The sequence below is a fragment of the Cytobacillus firmus DS1 genome (assembly GCF_000565285.1).
Classification (GTDB): Bacteria; Bacillota; Bacilli; order Bacillales; family Cytobacillaceae; genus Cytobacillus; species Cytobacillus firmus_A.
The window spans coordinates 143,398-165,713 of record NZ_APVL01000005.1 but is presented as its reverse complement, the minus strand read 5'-3'; the positions used below and the strand labels follow the sequence as shown (position 1 = coordinate 165,713).

22 protein-coding genes and 2 riboswitches are annotated in these 22,316 nt (G+C 43.9%); of the genes, 7 read left to right on the top strand and 15 right to left on the bottom strand.

Features of this window, described 5'->3' with window-relative positions:
- Positions 1-76 precede the first annotated feature (76 nt).
- The 4 genes from nagA to PBF_RS08455 all read left to right on the top strand — a co-directional run bounded on the left by nagA (position 77) and on the right by PBF_RS08455 (position 3,535).
- Positions 77-1,267: an N-acetylglucosamine-6-phosphate deacetylase gene (gene nagA / locus PBF_RS08470; protein WP_035329267.1), complete on the top strand. Its 1,191-nt coding sequence runs from the start codon at positions 77-79 to the stop codon at positions 1,265-1,267.
- Entirely contained in the window at positions 1,264-1,998 is a 735-nt protein-coding gene (gene nagB / locus PBF_RS08465; RefSeq protein WP_035329266.1) for a glucosamine-6-phosphate deaminase, read from the top strand. Before nagA ends, nagB begins: the two co-directional genes overlap by 4 nt.
- Positions 1,999-2,030: 32 nt before the next feature.
- The gene (locus tag PBF_RS08460; protein WP_035329265.1) at positions 2,031-2,762 is read left to right on the top strand and encodes a GntR family transcriptional regulator; all 732 of its coding nucleotides are present in this window, start codon (positions 2,031-2,033) and stop codon (positions 2,760-2,762) included.
- 107 nt (positions 2,763-2,869) lie between these two features.
- Positions 2,870-3,535 carry an N-acetylmuramoyl-L-alanine amidase gene (locus PBF_RS08455; protein ID WP_035329264.1) on the top strand — a complete coding sequence of 222 codons (666 nt, stop codon included), beginning with the start codon at positions 2,870-2,872 and terminating at the stop codon, positions 3,533-3,535.
- Between the two features lie 39 nt (positions 3,536-3,574).
- On the opposite strand, the gene PBF_RS08450 is transcribed toward PBF_RS08455, so the two are convergent.
- The 6 genes from PBF_RS08450 to PBF_RS08425 all read right to left on the bottom strand — a co-directional run bounded on the left by PBF_RS08450 (position 3,575) and on the right by PBF_RS08425 (position 7,465).
- On the bottom strand, positions 3,575-3,934 hold the full coding sequence (locus PBF_RS08450; protein WP_035329263.1) for a phage holin family protein: 360 nt from the start codon (positions 3,932-3,934) through the stop codon (positions 3,575-3,577).
- 3 nt (positions 3,935-3,937) lie between these two features.
- A complete protein-coding gene (locus tag PBF_RS08445; RefSeq protein ID WP_035329262.1) occupies positions 3,938-4,132 on the bottom strand; it encodes a PspC domain-containing protein in 195 nt (64 codons plus the stop codon).
- Positions 4,133-4,278: 146 nt separating this feature from the next.
- The gene (locus PBF_RS08440; RefSeq protein ID WP_035329261.1) at positions 4,279-5,388 is read right to left on the bottom strand and encodes a DUF4097 family beta strand repeat-containing protein; all 1,110 of its coding nucleotides are present in this window, start codon (positions 5,386-5,388) and stop codon (positions 4,279-4,281) included.
- 17 nt (positions 5,389-5,405) lie between these two features.
- Complete coding sequence (locus PBF_RS08435) at positions 5,406-5,726, bottom strand: DUF4870 domain-containing protein (RefSeq protein ID WP_035329381.1); 321 nt, start codon at positions 5,724-5,726, stop codon at positions 5,406-5,408.
- Between the two features lie 545 nt (positions 5,727-6,271).
- A complete protein-coding gene (locus PBF_RS08430) occupies positions 6,272-6,616 on the bottom strand; it encodes a hypothetical protein (protein ID WP_035329260.1) in 345 nt (114 codons plus the stop codon).
- Between the two features lie 135 nt (positions 6,617-6,751).
- On the bottom strand, positions 6,752-7,465 hold the full coding sequence (locus PBF_RS08425; protein ID WP_235192223.1) for a GDSL-type esterase/lipase family protein: 714 nt from the start codon (positions 7,463-7,465) through the stop codon (positions 6,752-6,754).
- A gap of 433 nt (positions 7,466-7,898) precedes the next feature.
- Between PBF_RS08425 and PBF_RS08420 the strand changes: the two genes are divergently transcribed.
- Positions 7,899-8,396 (top strand): hypothetical protein, encoded by a 498-nt coding sequence (locus tag PBF_RS08420; protein ID WP_035329258.1) that lies wholly within the window; start codon positions 7,899-7,901, stop codon positions 8,394-8,396.
- Between the two features lie 51 nt (positions 8,397-8,447).
- On the opposite strand, the gene uvrA is transcribed toward PBF_RS08420, so the two are convergent.
- The 3 genes from uvrA to PBF_RS08405 all read right to left on the bottom strand — a co-directional run bounded on the left by uvrA (position 8,448) and on the right by PBF_RS08405 (position 13,941).
- Positions 8,448-11,324, bottom strand: coding sequence for an excinuclease ABC subunit UvrA (gene uvrA / locus PBF_RS08415; RefSeq protein ID WP_035329257.1), 2,877 nt, complete (start codon positions 11,322-11,324; stop codon positions 8,448-8,450).
- 7 nt (positions 11,325-11,331) lie between these two features.
- Complete coding sequence (uvrB, locus tag PBF_RS08410; RefSeq protein WP_035329256.1) at positions 11,332-13,311, bottom strand: excinuclease ABC subunit UvrB; 1,980 nt, start codon at positions 13,309-13,311, stop codon at positions 11,332-11,334.
- A 393-nt stretch (positions 13,312-13,704) separates the two neighbouring features.
- The gene (locus PBF_RS08405) at positions 13,705-13,941 is read right to left on the bottom strand and encodes a DUF2198 family protein (RefSeq protein ID WP_035329255.1); all 237 of its coding nucleotides are present in this window, start codon (positions 13,939-13,941) and stop codon (positions 13,705-13,707) included.
- 149 nt (positions 13,942-14,090) lie between these two features.
- On the opposite strand from PBF_RS08405, the gene PBF_RS08400 reads away from it, so the two are divergent.
- Positions 14,091-14,363: an alpha/beta-type small acid-soluble spore protein gene (locus tag PBF_RS08400; RefSeq protein WP_035329254.1), complete on the top strand. Its 273-nt coding sequence runs from the start codon at positions 14,091-14,093 to the stop codon at positions 14,361-14,363.
- 114 nt (positions 14,364-14,477) lie between these two features.
- Here the strand turns inward: PBF_RS08400 and PBF_RS08395 are convergent, their stop codons facing one another.
- From PBF_RS08395 to PBF_RS08380, 4 genes are read right to left on the bottom strand one after another with little or no spacing between them, the layout of a single operon-like run.
- Positions 14,478-15,686, bottom strand: coding sequence for a M20 family metallopeptidase (locus PBF_RS08395; RefSeq protein ID WP_035329253.1), 1,209 nt, complete (start codon positions 15,684-15,686; stop codon positions 14,478-14,480).
- A 27-nt stretch (positions 15,687-15,713) separates the two neighbouring features.
- Positions 15,714-16,541, bottom strand: a complete 828-nt coding sequence (locus tag PBF_RS08390) for a MetQ/NlpA family ABC transporter substrate-binding protein (RefSeq protein WP_035329252.1) — start codon at positions 16,539-16,541, stop codon at positions 15,714-15,716.
- 18 nt (positions 16,542-16,559) lie between these two features.
- On the bottom strand, positions 16,560-17,210 hold the full coding sequence (locus PBF_RS08385; protein WP_035329251.1) for a methionine ABC transporter permease: 651 nt from the start codon (positions 17,208-17,210) through the stop codon (positions 16,560-16,562).
- Positions 17,200-18,231, bottom strand: coding sequence for a methionine ABC transporter ATP-binding protein (locus tag PBF_RS08380; protein WP_035329250.1), 1,032 nt, complete (start codon positions 18,229-18,231; stop codon positions 17,200-17,202). The genes PBF_RS08385 and PBF_RS08380 overlap by 11 nt, the downstream gene beginning before the upstream one ends.
- A gap of 158 nt (positions 18,232-18,389) precedes the next feature.
- Positions 18,390-18,491: riboswitch (SAM riboswitch) on the bottom strand.
- 100 nt (positions 18,492-18,591) lie between these two features.
- Positions 18,592-18,691, bottom strand: a riboswitch (SAM riboswitch).
- Between the two features lie 193 nt (positions 18,692-18,884).
- Here PBF_RS08380 and PBF_RS08375 point away from each other — a divergent pair.
- A complete protein-coding gene (locus PBF_RS08375) occupies positions 18,885-20,300 on the top strand; it encodes a PAS domain-containing sensor histidine kinase (RefSeq protein ID WP_035329249.1) in 1,416 nt (471 codons plus the stop codon).
- A gap of 31 nt (positions 20,301-20,331) precedes the next feature.
- Here PBF_RS08375 and PBF_RS08370 read toward each other — a convergent pair whose 3' ends face one another.
- Positions 20,332-21,087, bottom strand: a complete 756-nt coding sequence (locus PBF_RS08370; protein WP_035329380.1) for an NRDE family protein — start codon at positions 21,085-21,087, stop codon at positions 20,332-20,334.
- 100 nt (positions 21,088-21,187) lie between these two features.
- A complete protein-coding gene (locus PBF_RS08365; protein ID WP_035329379.1) occupies positions 21,188-22,291 on the bottom strand; it encodes an AI-2E family transporter in 1,104 nt (367 codons plus the stop codon).
- Positions 22,292-22,316 lie beyond the last annotated feature (25 nt).

Genomic DNA, 22,316 nt, shown 5'->3' with positions numbered 1-22,316 from the left:
TATTTCAACTGGTATAGACATCTAAACACAAACCTTTTATAATAATAGTATCATTCAAACGGAGATGAACTAAAAAATGAGCCGTCTATTACTTAAAAACGCTAGAATTATTCTGGAAAACCGCATGATTGATCAAGGGTTTATTCTAATAGAAAATGACCGAATCTTAAAAACTGGAACTTTGGAGGAGCTTCCTGCCATCGGCCAGGATGCAGAAATCATAGAACTTTCCCCTGATCATATTATCAGTCCGGGGTTTATTGATGTTCACATTCACGGCGCTGGCGGTGCCGATACAATGGATGCAACATTTGAAGCACTTAACACGATGGCCAGTGTGCTGCCAGAAGAAGGGACCACCAGCTTCCTGGCCACAACCATCACACAGGAAAAAGAAAAAATAGAAGCTGCACTGATCAATGCGGCTCACTATCAAAAAGAACAAAATACTCCCGGCAAGGCGGAAGTAATCGGAATCCATCTGGAGGGCCCGTTTATAAACGAAGCAAGAGGCGGAGCCCAGCCGAAGGATCATATCCTTGAGCCTGATATTGACCTTTTTAAGCAATGGCAGGAAGCAGCAAATGGATCCATCAAGCTGATTACACTTGCACCTGAGAAAGCAAATGGCTACGAATTTATCCGCTATCTAAATGAAAATGGCGTTGTTCCTTCAATCGGCCATAGTGATGCCATTTTTACAGAAATGGAGAAAGCTGTTCAGGCTGGAGCCAAGCAGGTGACCCACCTTTTCAACGGAATGAGAGGCATGCATCACCGTGAACCTGGTGTTGCCGGTGCTGCGCTTTTATTTAAGGAATTGATCGTTGAAATGATCGCTGACGGAATCCATGTCCGCCCAGAGATGATCAAGCTTGCTCTGAACGCCAAAGGCGCGGATGGAATGATCCTGATAACGGATTCTATGAGAGCCAAATGCCTGAAAAATGGCCATTATGATCTTGGCGGACAGGATGTAAAGGTTGAAAATGGCCAGGCACTGCTTGCTGACGGCACATTGGCTGGAAGCATTTTAAAAATGAAAGACTCCATAAGAAATATGATTGACTTTACAGATATACAGCTGCATGAAGCTGTCCGGCTTGCGAGCAGCAACCCTGCCAGACAGCTCAATATTTTCGACCGGAAAGGCAGCATTTCAGAAGGCAAGGATGCAGACCTGGTTGTGCTCGATGAGAACCTTGAGGTTGCCATGACCTTCTGCAGAGGAGTCAAAGCCTTTGAACGCGAGGTGAAAGGGAATTGAAGATCATTCGAACAGCCGATTATTACGATATGAGCCGAAAAGCTGCCAGGCTGATGATTGATAAGGTCTGCCGGCAGCCTGATTTGACATTAGGGCTTGCAACCGGCAGTACACCAAAAGGAGTTTATGCCGAACTGATTAAGGATCATCAGGAAAATGGCACTTCTTATGAAAAAGTCACGACGATTAATTTGGATGAATATATCGGCCTGGCCCCAACTGATCCTAATAGCTACAGGCATTTCATGAATAGCGAACTATTTGATCATCTGGACATCCAGCTCGAAAACACGCATCTTCCCAACGGAGCCGCCGAAGATATGTCCAGGGAATGCGAACGGTATGAACAGCTGATCAAGGATCTGGTGGATATCGATCTGCAGGTGCTGGGAATCGGCCGCAACGGACATATCGGATTCAATGAACCTGGCACTGGCTTTAATAGCCGTACGCATGTCGTGGACCTTGCGGAAAGCACGCGCAAGGCTAACGCAAGATTTTTCAATTCTAGAGAAGACGTTCCAGCCCAAGCCATTACAATGGGGATCGCTTCGATTCTTGATAGCAGGGAAATCATCCTGCTCGCATCAGGACCAGCCAAGGCAGAAGCCATCAGACAATTGGTTAACGGAGAGCCTGATGAACAGTTTCCCGCGTCAGCCTTGAAGCTTCATCCAAATGTGACCATCATCGCCGATGAAGAAGCACTTAGCCTTGTCAGTCAGGATTGATGATCAGTACTAATAGTGATAGGAGAATTTCCATGATCGATAAGCAATCACCCATCCCGATATATCACCAATTGGAAGAGTATATTAAACAATTAATAGAAAACGGCAAGTTAAAGCCTGATGAAGCCATTCCTTCTGAGCGCGAGTATTCGGAGCAATATCAGATTAGCCGAATGACAGTCAGACAGGCATTAAATAACCTTGTCAACGATGGCTATCTATACAGGCAAAAAGGACGCGGAACTTTTGTCAACAAGCAGAAGGTCGAACAAAAGCTTCAGGGATTAACCAGTTTTACTGAAGATATGAAAGAGCGTGGCATGATGCCGAGCAGCCGCCTAATATCCTTTGAAATCATTCCTGCCGAGCCTCAGCTGGCGAGAAAGCTTGATATAAAAGAAAATACACCCGTATACGAAATCAAACGGGTGCGGATGGCAGACAACCTGCCAATGGCGCTGGAAACCACCTACTTGCCTGCTAATCTCGTTAAAGGACTTACGGAAGAAATCATCAACAAGTCACTTTATCAGCATATTGAAGAAAAACTATCCCTTACCATCAGGGAAGCCACCCAGCAGATTGAAGCCTCAATCGCGAAGGAAACGGAGGTAAATCACCTGCAGGTAGACTCTGGATCTCCTGTACTCCTTATTGTCCGCACTTCCTTTTTAGAGGATGGCACGCCTTTTGAGCTTGTAAAATCAGCATATCGCGCAGACCGCTACAAATTCGTTCATACGATGCAGCGCGCTGCAAAATAGGAGAAAGCCCCATAGGGTTTTCTCCTATTTTCATTTTACCATGTCCTTTTGGAGGGTTTGTCCATATTATATAGATGAAGATATTTTTATCAGAAAGGAGCGATCAGATGAAGATCATATTGGATGCCGGACATGGATATAGCACCCCCGGCAAACGTGGCCCTGATGGAATGAGAGAATATGAATTCAACCGTGCTGTAGCCCACTTGGCAAAAGAGCTGCTGGGAAAGTACCAAAACACAGAAGTTCACTTTGCCCACTCCGATGATCGGGATGTACCGCTTGCCGAAAGGACTGCGCTTGCAAATAAACAAAATGCGGACTGCTATGTGTCCATCCATGCCAATGCTTACGGAACAGGCGGTTGGAACAGTGCAGGCGGAATTGAAACATATGTCTACCCATCCAAACCTCGGGAGGCATTGGCACTGGCCCAAAAGATACAGCGAAACTTAATCAGTTCTACAGGCTTGCGGGACCGGGGAGTCAAAACAGCTGATTTCCATGTGCTGCGTGAGACAAAAATGACTGCAGTTCTTGCGGAATGCGGTTTTATGACCAATAAAGAGGAAGCTTCCCTTCTCCGGACCCCCATCTATCGAAAACGCTGTGCACAGGCTATTGTAAAAGCAATTGCCGAACAATATGGATTAAGAAAAAATGATAAAATCAAACAATATAAAGTTCAAGTCGCCTTTTCCGAAAAACAGCTTGCCGAGAAACTTGCAGGGAACCTAAAGAAGGGCGGCTTTAATGCCACGATTATTGAATAGGAAAAAGCCAGCATAACGCATGCTGGCTTCTTAACGCATTTACTTTTCCCTTGCCGGTTCCAGGATTGCTTTTTGAATGATCAGATTAACAATTGCCATAATCACAGAAACAAGAATCGCTGTGCCAAACCCGGCAATTTCAAAGGAATCACCCATAAAACCATCCGTTATCATAAGCGTGACAGCATTGATGACGAACAGAAACAAACCGAGCGTTAAAACAGTAACGGGAAGAGTTAAAATAATCAGGATGGGTTTCACGAGAATGTTCAGGATGGAAAGCATGAAGCTGGCACCAATGGCAGCCCCAAATCCCGACAAGTAAAACGAATCCTTAAAAAAACCTGCGATCGCTACAAACAGGACCGCATTTATCAAGATTCCCAGGATCCATCTCATCTCCTACAGCACCTCTTCATTCGGAAGCACAAACACAAGCAGAGCATAGATGAGTGTCATCGGGAAAACGCCAGTTGTAAATAATAAAACAATGAAAATCACCCTGAGTATGGTAGCGTCTATTCCGATCGATTTTGATAAGCCGCCCAATACTCCCGCTAATTTCCGGTTGCTGCGGGAGCGAATTAATTTGTTCATTAAAAATCCCTCCTATCAAGAAAAGCGGAAGGCGCCCGCTTATCGGCTTATGACCTCGAGCCGATGGCGCCTGGAGCTAGACAGTAATCTAACTTCAGAAATGATACATTCTATCAAGAAGCGGAAGGCGCCCTTTCCACCCCATTTTACCAGGCTGCTGACCGCTTGATTGTGATGGCACCTGTCTTTGAGTCAGCCCTCACCTTAAGTCCGCTGCCGCTTTCTTTTACAGATTTAAAACGCATCATTTTCTGAATCACTTCGCTCTTTTCTTCTATTACTTCAATACCCTCAATATCAGGATGGAAACTGCCAAGATTGGTGCGAAGCTCTCCGTTGACAGCAGCGAAATCCGGAACAAACAGATCGATGCTGCCCGTCGCTGCCTTCGCTTCGATCCATTCGCAGCGTTCATTTTCTGCCCTGCACGTTACATTTCCATTAAAAGATTGCAGTTCAGCTTTTTTGAAGTCTCCATCAGCCAGAATGGCGCCATTTAACGTTTCGGCTTCCACATGATCGATCCGGCTTTTTTGAATGGTAATCTGTCCGTTGGCTGTTTCAGCCTCCACATTTCGGCTGTTCAAATCACTAACCATTATTTTTCCATTAGCCGTTTTCGCTTTAAAGTTTTCCACTGATAAGTTTTGACTTTCAATCGGGCCATTAAACATGCGGATTTTCACATTTTCATATTCAGATCTTGGAATATAGATGACTGCTTCAAGCTTCATCCATTTTTGCTGAGTCGAAAACCTCAGCCTCTGCCCTTCAATGGCAAAAATGACATCCTTCAGAAAATTCCTTCGTGCTTCATCCTGATTATCCACACGATACACCTTGGCTTTGCACTCAACACGCACATCACTTTGCTCCCATGGAATTACCTTAACTGTTCCATTGGCAACATCAATGTCCAGATCTTTTAAGTATGCGTCTGCATGCTGAAAAATATGAGAGATTTCAACACTTTTCCCAAAATTAAAATCAAGATCCAGATCCTTCACTTTCTTAAATGCTGAATCTACAAAATCAATGATTTTTTCCTTTGCACTTTGGTGCTTAGAGCTATAGGGCTCACCCTTTTTAGCTTCTTCAAACTTAACCTCAGCAGATAGCTCCTTAATTAAGTCCTCCTGCTTCTGCTCCATCGTCTGATGTGTTTGTTCAAGCTGTTCCAGCAGAGTTAAAGCTTCATTAACAGTAAGCCTTCCATCCTCGACCATTTTCAAAATGCGTTTGCGTTCCTCTTTCATTATCTGGCCCTCCTCTATTAGTTCGATTCCTGTATCAGGACTTTTACCCCTTTAATAATATTCCAGATAAGTACAATTAATAGCAGTATGATTGTGATGCCGACCGCTGCAAGAAAAAATACCGGGATTTCCTGATCATTTACTGTGAATTGGGTCACAGCAGCAAAAACAATAAACGGAACAGGAACCAGCGGAATCAAATGTGATAAGAATGCACTCTTGGCATGCCGCTTCACTTCCGTGTCTTCTGAAGCGAAAAATACAATGAGCGGAAAAATAAATCCTGCGAACATAATGCTAAAATAGCTTAAGGCAGACAGAATCTTCCTTGTTTCCAATGTTCTCAGCTCCTTTATCTGTGTAATACGGAAATGGAGCGGTAAAAGTTTCACCTTCCTCTTCATTATAAAAAATCAACGGAGCATTTACCTCCATATTTTTAAAAATACATCTGCAGGCTGAGGGACTCCATGGCCTCAAGTCTCATAGCCTTTTCTATAAGAAAAGCGCAAGCGCCTTGCCCACGAATGAACGCAGACTAAGAACGCCACGTCCTGTGGCAACGTCTGCATGCCCCCCATCCTGCGGGCCTCAAGCACAAGACGAGCCTCACGGAAAGGCATCCATTGCCTTTTTGGGAGGATTGCCCGAAATGTGGAGGCGACTGCCCAGGGACGACAGGCATAAGACGGTTCCTGTAAGAAGGTGTTTTTCCCTCTGAAAGGAAACGGCTTATGACCCCGAGTCCCTAGGAGCCGCAACTAGACAAGCTTGTGACCTCGAGGGGGGTAGGCTGCTTGCGCTAGACAGTTATCGACGTTCAAAGTTTTATACTTTCTTATTTTATAAAAAAACCGCCTTTTATAAAAAGACGGTTTTATGGCTATTTATAAGCAGCTGCCAGGTCCGTGCGCGGCGCTTCCTTCTTTTTCACTTCGTCGATCTTATTGACAAACATCTGGAAAACCTTTCGTTTTTCATCCAAATCACGTATGTACTCTTTCAATTCGTTATACTTCTCTTCAAAAGGCTTATGATACATTTCACGGATATTATCAATAATCTCTTCGTTCACAGTAGATTGAATAACCTGCTTTGTAATTCCGTATTTGTAGGAATATACTTTCAGCTCTTTTTTTACATCCTCGTATTCATTATTAATCTGGTCCAAAACTTCAGAAATATCTTCTTTCCATTCTTCCAGTGACTTCGCTAAATAATCCTCCATAATGACCTCCCCTTCTGTTTCCAGCCAATAGTTTCCCTTATATAGGAGTATAACGCTGCTTGGTTACACCGATTTTGCTGGAACATTACATTGTGTTATCAATTAAAAGAAGGAGAGGCTAACAATAGCCAAGACCTAAAATGAGTAATTATTTATTATTTTATCAGCAATCAGCTCATAACCTTTTCCGTTCGGATGAAGGGAATCAGCGAAGTATTGTTTTTTGTTTTTTCCTTTGAACAATTCATTGGTGGAAATGTAGGTGATATGTTTATCTTCTGCTGCTTTTTTTCTGATGGATTTGTTCCAATGGTCAATATATTTTTCAATCCGGTCGCCGTCAGGATAAGGGTTGTATAGTCCAATCAGAATAACAGGTGCATCACTGTTGGCGGTCTCCAGTGTTTCCAGGATTCCATCCAGTTTATCTTCATATATGTCCTTAGCTTCAACAAGATTTTCGTGATGGAGCGGATACAGATCCCCGCCGTTGCTTTTCAGCAAATCGTTGGTACCAATATAGATAATAAACATATCTGCATTTTTAATATCCTCTGCTACATTCGGTTTGAGCATTTGCTGGAGAACATCAGAAGATTTATAGCCATACACCCCATGATTTGTTATGCGGTAATTCTTTTCCTGATATGTCTTATCCAGTTTTCTCTGCAGCCTGCCAATATACCCCTCTTCTGTTTCATCTCCATATCCATAAGTAAGAGAATCCCCAAAAGCAACAATCATTTGGCTGCTTTCCGCTTTTTTTTCATCTCCAAGGAATGTGATGGAAAGATAGATGCCGAGCCCTAGCAGGATAATGCCTGCTAAAAGGCAGATTTTATTTTTCATAGTGTATGTTCCTTTCTTGGTTGAGATAAGTGATGGCTGCAGACGCATGTTCTTTACCCCGCATCCCAGTTGTTTAATCTCATTTCCCAAAAAGAAGAAGCATTCAAAACTAAGTAGTTCAGTTTCCATGGAGAAAATTTAGCCTAACAGTAAAAATTAAACTAAATCACAAAGGTTTGTGCACCATTTGTTTTGTTATATTCCATGGTTATACGATATTTGAAACGAAGGTTTTTTTGTTCAATCTGTTGTTATGGATTAAGCCTCAAGACTTATATGAAAATTGAACTAGGGGCCCAAGTTACTATACAAGTGAAATGATAAACTTGAAATAAAGAATACGAATTAATTTAGTGAGTTTAAACATAGCATCTCACTATTCGGTTGTGAATTCAGTTTAATATATTTGAAAAATAGAAAGTGGGTTTATTAGTTGAAAAAAACAAAGCATCAGTTAACAGATTCAACAGCAACTAGAAAGTTGCAAATTACCATAGTTTTGTGTTCCATTATTTTTACCATTGGTACAGCTATCCACAATTTTGTTATTATTAATCCGACCTTAATTGAAACAATGATGCAAATGGCAGGTGTAGCTGATCCTGCTGGTGAAGCAATAGGATTTACATTTGGCTTTAGAATTGTTGGGTGTATATACATTATAGGTAATGCGTTAGGTATATTGGCTTTATATAGCCGTTCAAGGATTTTATGGTGGGTCATATTAGCGGTAAATATCACTCAAGCTGCTGGACCTATTATGATACCTTCATCGATGTGGACAGCAGTTACTGGCGTTCACGGTGTATTAGGGATATTACCAAGTGCAATTACAGATGGTGGAGCGATTATCTTATCTTTAGTAATGATTATTTCTATGTTCAAATTTCGGACAATATGGGCAAAGAGACCATCATATGTGAAGAATTAAAATAGAAAGATTAAAAACCGCTTGGAAAAAATCCCAAGCGGTTTTGTTTAATTAAGCGTTTGTCACGCCCTCTTTTTCTTCAATTTGCTGTTTCATTCTCTGGCGGTCCCTTTCCAAAATCGGTTTAAGATATTTACCTGTATAGGATTCCGGAACTTCGGCAATTTTTTCCGGTGTACCTGATGCTAAGATGGTACCGCCCTTATCTCCGCCTTCAGGCCCAAGGTCAACAATATAGTCGGCTGCCTTGATGACATCGAGATTATGCTCAATAACCAGTACGGTATCTCCATTCTCAACCAGGCGCTGGAGGACCACCAACAGTCTTGAGATATCGTCCACATGAAGACCTGTTGTCGGTTCATCAAGAATATACAGGGAGCGGCCTGTCGAACGGCGGTGCAGTTCAGAAGCAAGCTTGACTCGCTGGGCCTCACCGCCGGACAATGTTGTCGCAGGCTGCCCCAACGTGATGTAGCCAAGGCCCACATCATAAATCGTCTGCAGCTTGCGGCGGATTTTAGGAATATTTTCGAAAAACTCCAGTGCATCTTCCACTGTCATATCGAGAATCTCCGAAATATTCTTCCCTTTATATTTCACTTCAAGAGTTTCCCTGTTATAGCGCTTGCCATGACAGACTTCACATGGCACATACACATCAGGCAGGAAGTGCATTTCAATCTTGATGATCCCGTCTCCGCGGCATGCTTCACATCGTCCGCCTTTTACATTGAAGCTGAAGCGCCCCTTTTTATAGCCCCGCACTTTTGCTTCATTGGTTGAAGCAAAAACATCGCGAATATCATCAAACACTCCGGTATATGTTGCCGGGTTGGAACGAGGCGTCCGCCCAATTGGAGATTGATCGATATCAATGACCTTATCAAGGTGATTAATACCCTTAATTTCTTTATGCTCACCCGGCTTCGCTTTGGCTCTATGAAGCTTCTGGGCAAGCCCTTTATGAAGAATTTCATTGATTAGTGTACTTTTCCCTGAACCGGATACACCCGTAACAGAAATAAAAGTGCCGAGCGGGAACTTAACGCTCACATTTTTAAGATTGTTTTCTTTAGCCCCTTTAATTTCGATAAAGCGCCCGTCGTTCTTGCGGCGCTCAATTGGAAGGGGAATGAATTTCTTGCCTGACAGATATTGCCCTGTAAGGGAGTTTGGATCGTCCATTACCTCCTGAGGCGTACCCGCTGAGACAATTTGTCCGCCATGAACTCCTGCTCCCGGGCCCACATCAATTAAATAGTCTGCTGCCACCATAGTATCTTCATCGTGTTCAACCACGATCAGGGTGTTGCCGATATCGCGCATATTTTTCAGCGTACCAATCAAACGGTCATTATCACGCTGATGAAGGCCAATCGAAGGCTCGTCCAGAATGTAGAGTACACCTGTCAGCCGCGAACCGATTTGAGTGGCCAGGCGAATACGCTGGGCTTCACCGCCGGATAAAGTTCCAGCTGCCCTGCTTAAAGTCAGGTAATCAAGCCCGACATTTATGAGGAAGCCCAGCCTTTCCTTAATCTCACGGAAAATGAGATTGGCAATCTTCATTTCTTTTTCAGACAATGTCAGATTCTCAAAGAAGCTGAATGCTTCCTCAATCGAATATTCTGTTACATGGCCGATATGCTTTCCGGATACAAGCACCGCAAGAGTTTCCGGCTTCAGACGGTAACCTTTACAGGAAGGACATGGATGCTGGGCCATGTATTTTTCCATTTGCTCCCGGATATAATCAGAGCTTGTTTCTTTATAGCGGCGCTCCACATTGCGGATCACACCTTCAAAATGGATATAATTCTCCCTTACCTGGCCAAAATCGTTTTCATATCGGAAATAAATGCTGTCCTTGGCGGATCCGTATAAAACTTTATCAAGCAGGTGTTCAGGAATATCCTTTACCGGCACGTCCATATCAATCCCATAATGATTGCAGACTGCCTCCAGCAGCTGAGGATAATATTGCGAGCTGGTCGATTCCCATGGGGCAATGGCATTCTGCTTTAAGGAAAGATCCTTATTGGGTATTACCAGATCAACATCTACCTCCAGCTTTGAGCCCAATCCGTCACATTCCGTACAGGCACCAAACGGACTATTAAAAGAGAACATTCTTGGTTCAAGTTCGCCGATTGAAAATCCGCATAGAGGGCAGGCGTGGTTCTCGCTGAACAGCAGTTCTTCTTCCCCGATTACATCCACCAGCACCTTGCCATTGCCAAGATTCAAAGCAGTTTCCAATGAATCTGCCAGCCTTGGTGCTACGCCTTCTTTTACGACAATCCTGTCGATTACCACTTCAATAGAATGCTTTTTGTTTTTTTCCAGCTCAATCTCATCACCGAGATCCATCATTTCCCCGTCGACACGGACACGGACAAACCCCTGCTTTTTGACATCCTCAAACACTTTTACATGTGTCCCTTTTCGGCCGGATACAAGCGGAGCCATAACCTGGAGCTTTGTTCTTTCAGGGTATTCCATAATCCGGTCAACCATTTGTTCAATGGTCTGTGAGGAGATTTCAATATTGTGATTCGGACAGGTAGGACGCCCCACCCGTGCAAATAATAATCGCAGGTAATCATAAATTTCTGTCACTGTCCCCACTGTGGAACGAGGGTTTCTGCTTGTCGTCTTTTGGTCAATTGAAATTGCAGGAGACAGGCCTTCGATCGCATCCACGTCAGGTTTATCCATCTGGCCGAGGAATTGCCGTGCGTAAGCGGATAATGATTCCACATAGCGGCGCTGCCCCTCTGCATAAATGGTATCAAAGGCCAAAGAGGACTTTCCTGAACCTGAAAGTCCGGTCAGGACGACAAGCTTATCTCTCGGAATGGTGACATCTATATTTTTCAGATTATGGGCTCTGGCACCCTTTACAATCAGTTTATCCATCGCCATTTTTACGTCATCCTTCCGCTTTCAGCTCTAATATTAAATCACGAAGCTCTGCAGCCCTTTCGAAATTGAGGGACTTGGCCGCTTCCTTCATTTCTTTTTCCATATCGCCGATCAGCTTCTCGCGCTCTTTCTTGTTCAGCTTGCCGAGCTTTGCTGACGGCTGGTATTCTTCCTGCTCTTCTGCCGCATGGGTTGCACGGATCGAATCGCGTATATCCTTCTGGATAGTCATTGGTGTGATGCCATGCTTTTCATTGTACTCTTCCTGTATGGAACGGCGGCGCTTGGTTTCACTGATGGCTTTTTCCATGCTGTCCGTAATCCGGTCTGCATACATAATGACATGGCCATTCGCATTACGCGCTGCACGTCCAATCGTCTGGATGAGTGAGCGCTCCGAACGGAGAAAACCTTCCTTATCAGCATCAAGTATGGTAACAAGAGATACTTCAGGTATATCAAGCCCCTCCCGCAGAAGGTTGATCCCCACCAGTACATCGTACTTTCCAAGACGCAGCTCACGGATAATTTCAATCCGCTCCAGCGTTTTTACCTCTGAGTGCAGATACTGCACTTTAATGCCGATTTCCTTTAAATAGTCCGTTAGATCCTCAGACATTTTTTTCGTTAAAGTGGTAACAAGCACACGTTCATTTTTCTCAACACGTTCCTGGATTTCGCCAATGAGATCATCAATTTGACCTTCGATTGGACGGACATCAATAGTAGGATCAAGCAAACCGGTTGGACGGATAATTTGCTCAATCATTTCCGGCGTATGCTCAAGCTCATAAGGACCCGGTGTTGCCGAAACAAAGACAGCCTGCTTCACATGCTTTTCGAATTCAGTGAACGTAAGCGGCCTGTTATCCATCGCTGAAGGCAAACGGAAACCATGGTCCACAAGCACAGATTTTCTTGCCTGGTCACCATTGAACATGCCGCGGATTTGCGGCAGAGTTACGTGCGATTCATCAATCACAATCAGGAAGTCTTCCGGAAAGTAATCCAGAAGGGTATACGGTGTTGAACCTGGTGGCCTTAGCGTAAGATGACGGGAGTAGTTTTCAATGCCCGAACAAAAACCCATCTCCCTCATCATTTCAAGGTCATAGCGGGTCCGCTGCTCGAGGCGCTGGGCTTCAAGAAGCTTATCGTTTTCTCTTAATTCAGCAAGGCGCACTTCCAGTTCTTTTTCAATGTTCTGGATGGCGATCCGCATTTTTTCTTCACGCGTTACGAAGTGGGATGCCGGGAAAATCGCAACATGCTCACGTTCACCCATAATTTCTCCGGTGAGAGCATCCACTTCGCGGATCCGGTCTATCTCATCCCCGAAAAATTCTACACGGATACAATGCTCATCCCGTGATGCCGGGAAAATCTCGACAACATCTCCGCGTACTCGGAAGGTACCGCGCTGGAAGTCAATATCATTGCGCTCATACTGAATATCAACGAGCCTGTGAAGAAGCTGGTTCCTCTCAATCTCCATTCCTGTTCTGAGGGACAGCACCATTTCCCGGTATTCTTCAGGAGAACCCAAACCATATATGCAGGAGACACTGGCAATAATAATGACATCATTCCGCTCAAACAGGGAGGAAGTCGCCGAGTGGCGAAGCTTATCAATTTCATCATTGATGCTTGCATCTTTTTCAATAAAAGTATCTGTAGAAGGCACATACGCTTCAGGCTGATAGTAGTCATAGTAGCTGACAAAATACTCAACCGCATTGTTTGGAAAAAAGTCCTTGAATTCACTGTATAGCTGGCCTGCGAGTGTTTTATTATGTGCAATAACAAGTGTTGGCTTGTTTACTTCTTTTATGACATTCGAAACCGTGAAGGTCTTACCCGTTCCTGTTGCACCCAGAAGTGTCTGGTGCTTCTTGCCGGAATTAATGCCCTCCACAATTTTTTTGATAGCCCCGGGCTGGTCGCCCTGTGGGGAATATTTTGAGACTAATTCAAATTGATCCTTCACCCTAAAAGCCTCCCGTTCAAATTACTTTTACCTATATATTAATCACAAACCAGCATTGAAATAATTTAAGATCCGGGATGACCGCTGATCTGTCAGTTTTTTACTCAAAACTCATATCATCATTCTACCACAAAGAGCCCAAAACAAACCAATAATATGCGAACGGATATTCGTTTTTTGTTTTTGATGAGCAATTATTGCTTGGGAAATATGCCGAATAATTGAGGAGATTGTCGAAGAAAGGTTAATCAAACGTTTGATTGATTGCCTTGAGTTTAATCAAACGTTTGATTGAATTCCATTTCAAGCTGATATGACGTATGCCTAAATGCAGCTTTTAACTCATTAATTAAAAAACCTGTCGATAGGTTTGTTCGACAGGCTCTGCAAAATTTATTCCGCACTTGGCTTTATTTTCGGCTTCAATTTTTGGGCATACCAAAACCCGGCAGTCAGCGAAAGTGCGTCTATAACGATTAAGGCAAATGAATTGGTGTAGCCTTTATATACTGAAGCAGCAATAAGTCCAACCGTCAACACCAGCCCGATTACACGATTATAGCTGACTCTCGTAAAAAACAATACCAGCAGTCCAGGAAGCAGAAGAGCTGACAAGTATTTTAATGCCATCTAAAACACCTTCTTTTGATTTTTCACAAAAATTCAAGGTTTCTACCATTAGAATAGCTTTTCACCGGAGGATGTACAAGTTTTTTCAGTGTTAATCCAAACGTTCTTTCACATAATAAGAAAAAGAACTTCTTATGGAGGAATGCATCATGGCCAGAAAAAGACGCCCGCTAGTACCTGAATCAAGAGGTGCATTGGACCAGCTGAAAAATCAGGTAATGGCAAACCAGGGATATCATGTTGACAGAGAAAATCCTGACGCTGTGAAATATGAAATTGCTGAGGAGGCAGGTGTGCCTTTGAAGCAAGGCTATAATGGCCGGCTTACATCCAAACAGGCAGGAACTGTTGGCGGTAAGATTGGCGGCAGCATGGTGAAGGAACTTATCCGGATGGCACAGGAACGGATGAAGGAAAAGTAGACAAATGTGAACTTTGGGAAAAGAATGGTGAAATTGGGGAAACGAACACTTAATTTGAGGAAAACACTCACAAAAATAAGCAAAAGCTATCCCGCAAAAGGATAGCTTTTGTTCTTATTCAGCCGTTTTTCGCTCTAGAAATTCCTGTTTAATGGATTTAAGCAGCTCCGGGTCTGTAACCAGCTGGAAGGCAGTGAGTGCAAGCCCTTTTGCTCCAGTTATCAGTGCTTCGTCTCCTTTTGCAGATGCGGCTGCTTCCCGGAATGGAACTGTATGGGCAACAAGATCATCCGCACCAATTTTAATATAAGGGTGAATGGTTGGCACCACCTGGCTGATGTTGCCGGCATCCGTCGAGCCGATTCCATCCCGGTCCCCTTCCACTACGGTTTCTCCCAAGTCTTCAATCACTTCTTTAAACACCTGGTCATATGTCTTGTTTAACAGCAGGTTATCTACTTCGTTTTGAAAAGCAATCACATTCAGCTTGGCTCCTGTTGCCAGTGCTGCGCCTTCTGCGACAGCTTTAACCTTCCGTGTTACCTCATTTAAACTTGTTCTGGTTGAAGCACGGATGAAGAATCTGGCTTTTGCGTACTCAGGGATAATATTTGGAGCATCCCCGCCATGAGTAATAATTCCATGGATACGCACATCATCCTTCAATTGCTGACGGAGAGCATTTATTCCGTTGAACAGCTGAATGACTGCATCGAGAGCATTAATTCCTTCCTCCGGTGAAGCTGCTGCATGGGCAGGCTTTCCGATAAATTCGAAGTCAAGCGGATCTACGGCCAGTGATGAACTGGTCAGGCGGGTATGGTTTGATGGATGAACCATAAGGGCGGCATCAATGCCCTCAAGCAATCCATGCTTCACAAAGCTTCCTTTTGCACTCCCATTTGGCCCGCCTTCTTCCGCCGGGGTCCCCAATACTACTGCTTCTCCTCCGGTCTCATCAATGACCTTGCTCAATGCAATGGCTGCTGCCACACTTGTTGTGCCTATGATATTATGGCCGCATCCATGGCCCAGCCCGGGAAGGGCATCGTATTCTGCAAGGAATGCAATGGACGGCCCCGGTTTATCGGATTTTTTCCGGGCCAGGAAAGCTGTTTCATGCCCGGCTACTGCGCGCTCTACTTCAAATCCTTCCTTCTCAAGGATGCCTGATAGTAAGCCCGAGGCAAAAAACTCCTCATTTCCTATTTCCGGGTTTGCATGGATCTGGTGGCTTGCAGAAAGGTAAAGTTCCTTGTTATCATCAACATTCTTCTTGATTGCTTCTTTCAGTTGGGATAGTGCTTTTACTGGTGCCGCCATCATTGTTCCTCCTTTAGAAATTAATTTTTACCAGCCAATATCACTTAATGGAATGAAAGTCGGGATCATGCTTCCGTCATATTCTTTCGTGATGAAATCAGCTACATCATCTTCCTGGTAAAGTTCCGCTATTCGCTTAAGCGTTTTGTTATCTTTGTCTTCTGTTCTGACAGCAATGATATTTACGTACGGAGTAGCAGTTTCGCTTTCAATAAAAACTGAATCCTTAGTTGGGTTAAAGCCTGCATCTACCGCAATTCCGTTATTGATGACAGAAGCAGAGACATCCGGAAGTGCACGTGGCGTCTGCGCTGATACCATTTCTACAAATTCAAGGTTCTTCTTGTTTTCAACGATTTTATTCAAGTCCAGATTTCCGTCATAGTCCTCGGATAATTTAATCAGGCCGGCTTCCTCCAGTAAAAGAAGGGCTCTTCCGCCATTTGAAGCATCATTTGGAATGGCGATTTTGCCGCCTTCCGGAATGTCTTCCACTGATTTTACTTTTTCAGAATATAGGCCCATTGGTGCTAAGACAGTTGTCGCAATCGGTGAAAGATCCATATTGTGCTCTTTAATAAAAGTGTCAAAATAAGCGACTGTCTGGAATGCATTTACATCAAGATCACCTTCTGCAAGGGCAACGTTTGGCTGTACATAGTCAGAGAATGTTACAACCTCTATTTCAATGCCTTCCTTTTCAGCTTTTTCTGCAATAAAGTCCCAAATGCGTGTATCTGATCCGCTGACGCCCAATTTAACCTTCTTAGTTTCTTCTCCGCCAGTTGTACTTGAGCATGCCGCAGTGAACACAGCCAATGCTAAAATAATGAATGATAAAAATAGTTTTTTCATGATGTGTTTCCTCCTAAGTTATCTTCTTCTGATTTTTTTGGATAAGATATTTCCGAATGACTGCAGGCCTTGAACCATGACCACTAAGATCGCAACGGTAATCAGCATGACAGTTGTATCAAATCGCTGATAGCCATATGTAATGGCAAGGTCACCAAGGCCGCCTCCTCCTACTGCCCCGGCCATGGCTGATGCTCCGACCAATCCGATTGTCGCAATGGTAAAGCCTAATACCAGCGAGCTGAGCGCTTCCGGAATCAGGAACTTAAGAATGATCTGTCCCGGTGTCGCTCCCATTGCTTCTGCCGCTTCAATGACTCCCGGATCAACCTCAAGCAATGAATTTTCTATTAATCTCGCAATGTACGGTCCTGCATAAAAGACGAGCGGCACTACGGCTGCAGCAGTTCCAATCGATGTCCCGACAATCATCCTGGTGATTGGGATGATGGCTACCATTAAAATGATGAATGGGACTGATCTGAAAATATTAATAATGCTGTTTATGATGTTAAAAACAACGGTGTTTTCCAGCAGATGCCCTTTCCTTGTCACAACAAGCAATATGCCAAGCGGCAGTCCGATAAGAGCTGAAAACAGCAATGAGAATGCCACCATTTGGACCGTTTCGATTAAGGCTTCGATGATTTTTTCCTGGTTAACTAGCACGTGTTGTCACTTCCTTTATAGAAACTTTTTCCTGGCTGATGTACTGAATAGCACGTCTGATTTCACTGTCCGGACCCTGGAACTCGACAATCAGGTTGCCAAAGGGTGTTCCCTGAAGTTCAGTAATATTTCCAAACAGGACGTTGAAGTCGATATTAAACTTTTTGGCAACCTGCGAGAGCAGGGGCTGTCCGGCAGAGTTTCCGACAAAGTTGATTCTGAATACCTTTTGAAGTCCCTGCTGTTTTTTAATCACTTGCTTAATGGAGTCAGGTATTTGATCATTCATAACCGTGCTGACAAAGTTTTTAGCTGTTGGGGTTTTGGGTGAAGAAAAGACATTGAAGACCGTTCCCTCTTCAATAATTTTTCCTGCCTCAATGACAGCGACACGGTCACAGATCTCCCTGATGACAGACATTTCATGAGTAATAATCAGAATGGTAATGTTGTATTCTTTATTTATTTTTTTCAGCAGCTGCAGGATCGAGCTGGTTGTCTGCGGATCCAGTGCTGAAGTTGCTTCATCACATAATAGAATGGACGGCTGTGTCGCCAGCGCCCTGGCAATTCCGATCCGCTGCTTTTGCCCGCCTGACAGCTGATCGGGATAGCTGTTCGCCTTGTCGGCAAGCCCAACAAATTCCAATAGTTCATGGACACGCTTTTTTATTTCATCCTTAGGAACCTTAGCCAGTGTGAGCGGCATCGCCACATTGGCAAACACGGTTTTCGAGTTTAAAAGGTTAAAATGCTGAAAGACCATCCCGATGTTTCTCTTCACTTCGCGAATTTCTCTTACAGACAAAGCCGTCAGATCGTGTCCGCTGACAATGACCTTTCCTGAAGTCGGCTTCTCCAGCCAATTGACACACCGGATCAAAGAACTCTTACCCGCACCACTGAAGCCGATCACACCGAAAATCTCACCCTTATTAATCTTTAAATCTATTCCATCCAGAGCAGCTACCTGCTGACCTCCGCTTTCATAGACCTTCTTTAAATTCTGAAACTCTATCATGCAGCATCTCTCCTTTTGTGGTGACAGGTACCTATACCACTTTGGGGAACTGGTACAGGTGCCTGTCACCTTTTATTATCTATTATTCCTATGCGAAAACTAAGGATTATCTCCTGAAATTTACCCCTTCCGTCAGAAGAGGTTTTTTTGAAGTCCTCTCCTTATCTTCCAGGCTTTTCGCCTGCTGGATTTGGCACAGTGCAGTTTGCCTGCTGCCGAAGCTTCATTGGGCCAGGTCCCTCTGCTTCTCTCGATAAGAATTATTCATATGTTTATGAATAGAATCCTGATGCGTTTTTCCTCGTAAAACAAAAACCCTCTTCTAAAGAAAGAAGAGGGCAGCATTTATCAATGGTCCTCTCCTTATCTTTCAAGCAATGCTTGCTGGATTTGGCACGGTACACTTTTGTCCGCTGCCGAGGTGTCATAGGGCCAGTCCCTCAACCTCTCTTGATAAGAAGATTTTTATTATGCGGTTGTAATATGTTTATTACTTTACCACCATAAAGAAAAGGATGTCAATATAATTTTTAAAAAATATTTTCATTTGGCTTTCCTTTTAAAAAATGATAGTTAAATCCTATGTGTCTAAGACCCTAACTCATGTATAATAATGGAAAAGTGCCATTTTTCAAAAAAAGGAGGGACAGAAAATGATCATGACCGAGAATCCGGCAGATTTATTCGCGGACAAAGTCGAAGCGAGAAATCTGCAGCTGGCCATTCAGCATTCCAGCGATTTGATTGCAAGAGTGACAAAAGAAGGCATTGCTTTATATGTCTCCCCTTCCTGCTTGCCGATGCTGGGTTATTCACCACAGGATTTTTACCGGAGCAGCCTTTATACATACTGCCATCCAAATGACCGCAATCTTTTAAGAGAGGCATTGGCCGGGCTCGAACAGCTTCCGCATAAACGCGAGACCTTTCGTTTCAGGCATAAGGAGGGGCATTATCTGTGGCTTGAAGCCAATTTTTCAGTCATTAATGACGATAAAGAAATGATGTGCATCATCCGGGATATGACACAGAGAATCATCATGGAAGAGGAGATTCTTGAAACACAGGAGAAGTACCGCTTTCTGGTTGAGTACTCCAAGGATACGATCGGTATGGTGACACAAAAGGGGATTTGGACCTATATCAATAATGAAGGAAAGAAACTCTTCGGGTTCACGAGCATCAAAGAGATGATCGGCACCTCCCTCCATGACTACACTCCTCCTTCAGAACATTCCACCCTCGATGATTTTCTGCAAACAAAGCTAAGCGTGAATTTTGAGTTTAATTTGATCCGGACTGACGGACAAATAAGAAAAGCCGAAGTCCAGCTGATCCCAACCACATTTAAGAACAGAAAGGTCTACCAAATCATTATCAAAGATGTAACCGGACAAAAGAAGACTGAGGAAAAGCTGCAGAATGCTGAAAAACTTTCCGTTGTCGGTCAGCTTGCGGCTGGCATTGCCCATGAAATCCGCAACCCGCTTACAGCCATAAAAGGCTTTACACAGCTATTATACGAAGAACATAAAGACAATTTCGCAGAGGTCATTCTAAATGAGCTGGAGAGGATTGAAGGCATCGTCAATGACCTGCTCGTTCTCGCCAAACCTCAAATAACCGAAATGGAAGAAACCTGCCTGACGAACGTAGTTAAAAGTGTGATTACTCTTTTAAACAGCCAGGCAGTTATGGAAAATATCCTGATCGAATTAACTCAGTCACCCGGCGAGTTCTTTGTGAAATGTGAAAAGGATAAAATTAAACAGGTGCTGATTAACATCATTAAGAACTCAATTGAAGCCATGCCGATGGGCGGCAAGATAAACGTGAATATCCGCCAGGAGGACCATTCTGTCTTCATCACTGTTGAGGATGAAGGCATCGGCATACCGGAAGATCGCCTCGCCAAACTGGGAGAGCCGTTTTACAGCACAAAAGAAAAAGGCACAGGTCTAGGCATCATGATCTGCAAAAAAATCATTAAGAACCACGGCGGAAACCTATACATCCACAGCAGGGAAAATGAAGGTACAACGGTGCGGATTACTTTGCCGCTTGCCTGAATAAAAGAAGCCAGATGCCTGAACTGGCTTCTTATTTTCGAAGAATAAACTCCTGATCCTGACTGTCATCCCCATTATGAACCCTTTCCCTGTAAAAAATCTCACCCTCTGACATCAGCAGCACCGTCGAGCTTCTGGTTCCGTAGCCATCGCTTTTGATAAATAAAGGTGACAAAAGCCGTTCCCATTCAAGAGAAACTCCTGTTTTCGGAAGCAAACCATCCGGAGCAGGCTCTGCATTCCGGAGAAGTGTGAACAGGTCTTCCGTTAAGTTCCCGGCTGGATTTTTAATTATTTTAGTTAAGCCAGTCTTTCCCTTTTCCACCTTCGGCCATTCGGTATTCAGCACATGGTTGCTCACCCCGTAAACCCCCGGCTGCAGCTGCTCTATTCTATCCTCCACGTTCGAATAATAAAAGAGCTCGTCCAAATTTCCCGCCAGCAGATTGTAGCCGGTATAGCTGCTGCGATGTTCAGATGCCCAATTCATAAAGTCAGCAGGCGAAGCAGTGCCCTTTAAAAACTCTGCCGTCAGATCCCCTCTTGACTTCTTGCCTTCTGTCACTTCAGTCGGATCGCGGTAATTTGTCAGAGCTGCAAATCGTCCATTCTTAGTAACACCCATCCATGTCCCCATCTTCCTTAAATCCCGGCCAGCAAGAATGTGGGGGTCGTCCTCCCAAAAATGCGCGGGGGCAGTCGGACGCTCATAAAATTCGTCCCGATTGGCCGCCACTATCAGCTTGAATTTCGGATGGACTTTGTATGCGAATAGGATTAGACACATTGGGATCACCGCTTTCGTTTTTACAATTATTTTAACTTTACATAAGGAAAAATAATACCAATTAGAAAAAGCCCCTCTCTGCAAAGGAGCTTTCCCATCTTTACGTAACCGTCTCCTCTAGACGGGCTGCTTTCCTTGCCCTTAAAAACCTTACTGTATTTAAAACAATTGTTTTGGTTACAGCATAGGTAGGAATCGCCAGAATCATGCCAAGGATGCCGGCAAGATTGCCTGCAACCAGCAATAGGATGATAATGGTGGCCGGATGTGTGTTTAATGTTTTTCCGAGAATCAGCGGAGACAGCACATTCCCTTCAATCTGCTGGGCAATCACAATGACTACGACAACCAGAAAGGCTTTTGTCGGTGAGTCAAAAAGAGCGACAATAACAGCAGGTGCACCGCCAAGAAACGGGCCGACATAAGGAATAATATTGGTGATGGCCACAATCAGTGCCATAACCAGCGCATAAGGCAGGTCGATGATTAAATAGCCGATAAATGAAAGTGTCCCCACGAATAATGCTACTGTAATCTGTCCCTGAATATAGGAAGAAAGTGTCTCTCCTGTTTCCTTAAGCGTTTTAACCCCTTCTTCTCTATAAGAAGCAGGAAGAAATTTCGAAACAGCTGCAGGAAACTTATCTCCATCTTTAAACATGTAGAATAAGAGGAATGGCACCGTTACAATTGTAATCGCAATATTCGTGACCAGGCTGACAATACCTGCTACTCCCTGTGTCAAACGGCTAGGGAGAGTATTGGCATAATCCATAATGCGGGCTTCAATTTCTTGTATCGATATGTAGTCCTGGGCCAAAAACCACTTAAACTCTTCAGTGTTTGACATTGAATTAACAAAGTCTCTTGTCGTTTTCGCGTATCCCGGAAGATCGTTGAATAATTCAGTCACCTGTCTGCTGATAAGCGGAGCAATGTTGCCAATGACGAGCATTACTAATCCGATTACAGCTGCATAGATGATTAAAATCGCTGCCGTTCTTGGCACTTTATAGCGCTGCAGCAATCTGACCAGCGGGTTCAATAGGAAATACAGAAATCCCGATATAATGATTGGAAAAAACAAAGTGGATACAAATATGCCGACCGGTTCAAACAGGAAAGAAATTTTCGTTGATACGTAAATGATTGTTAAGATTATCAGTAATTGCAAAGTCCAGTACTGCAGTTTTTTCTTTGCCACAATGTCACCTTTTTCTTTGAATTGT